The organism is Streptomyces panaciradicis, from assembly GCF_023516615.1.
GTDB lineage: Bacteria > Actinomycetota > Actinomycetes > Streptomycetales > Streptomycetaceae > Streptomyces > Streptomyces panaciradicis.
Map to the genome: position 1 here is coordinate 1 of NZ_JAMGBF010000270.1, position 1541 is coordinate 1541.

At 56.3% G+C, this 1541-nt stretch carries 1 rRNA gene; it reads right to left on the minus strand.

The features are described 5' to 3' along the window. Nucleotides 1-42 precede the first annotated feature (42 nt). A 23S ribosomal RNA gene (locus M8J74_RS43515) occupies nt 43-1541 on the minus strand; the annotation flags it as partial.

Below are 1541 nucleotides of genomic sequence, written 5' to 3' on the forward strand. Positions count from 1 at the left end.
ACGGTCGTTGCCTCAGAACTAACACAGTGGACGCGAGCAACTGAGGACAAGCCCTCGGCCTATTAGTACCGGTCACCTCCACACGTTACCGTGCTTCCAGATCCGGCCTATCAACCCAGTCGTCTACTGGGAGCCTTACCCCATCAAGTGGGTGGGAGTCCTCATCTCGAAGCAGGCTTCCCGCTTAGATGCTTTCAGCGGTTATCCCTCCCGAACGTAGCCAACCAGCCATGCCCTTGGCAGGACAACTGGCACACCAGAGGTTCGTCCGTCCCGGTCCTCTCGTACTAGGGACAGCCCTTCTCAAGACTCCTACGCGCACAGCGGATAGGGACCGAACTGTCTCACGACGTTCTAAACCCAGCTCGCGTACCGCTTTAATGGGCGAACAGCCCAACCCTTGGGACCGACTCCAGCCCCAGGATGCGACGAGCCGACATCGAGGTGCCAAACCATCCCGTCGATATGGACTCTTGGGGAAGATCAGCCTGTTATCCCCGGGGTACCTTTTATCCGTTGAGCGACGGCGCTTCCACAAGCCACCGCCGGATCACTAGTCCCGACTTTCGTCCCTGCTCGACCCGTCGGTCTCACAGTCAAGCTCCCTTGTGCACTTACACTCAACACCTGATTGCCAACCAGGCTGAGGGAACCTTTGGGCGCCTCCGTTACTCTTTAGGAGGCAACCGCCCCAGTTAAACTACCCATCAGACACTGTCCCTGATCCGGATCACGGACCCAGGTTAGACATCCAGCACGACCAGACTGGTATTTCAACGACGACTCCCCCTGAACTGGCGTCCAGAGTTCACAGTCTCCCAGCTATCCTACACAAGCCGAACCGAACACCAATATCAAACTGTAGTAAAGGTCCCGGGGTCTTTCCGTCCTGCTGCGCGAAACGAGCATCTTTACTCGTAGTGCAATTTCACCGGGCCTATGGTTGAGACAGTCGAGAAGTCGTTACGCCATTCGTGCAGGTCGGAACTTACCCGACAAGGAATTTCGCTACCTTAGGATGGTTATAGTTACCACCGCCGTTTACTGGCGCTTAAGTTCTCAGCTTCGCCACACCGAAATGTGACTAACCGGTCCCCTTAACGTTCCAGCACCGGGCAGGCGTCAGTCCGTATACATCGCCTTACGGCTTCGCACGGACCTGTGTTTTTAGTAAACAGTCGCTTCTCGCTGGTCTCTGCGGCCACCCCCAGCTCACCGTGTAAAACGGATCACCAAGTGTGGCCCCCCTTCTCCCGAAGTTACGGGGGCATTTTGCCGAGTTCCTTAACCATAGTTCACCCGAACGCCTCGGTATTCTCTACCTGACCACCTGAGTCGGTTTAGGGTACGGGCCGCCATGAAACTCGCTAGAGGCTTTTCTCGACAGCATAGGATCATCCACTTCACCACAATCGGCTCGGCATCAGGTCTCAGCCTTAAGTGATCCGGATTTGCCTAGATCACGGCCTACACCCTTACCCCGGGACAACCACCGCCCGGGATGGACTACCTTCCTGCGTCACCCCATCACTCACCTACTA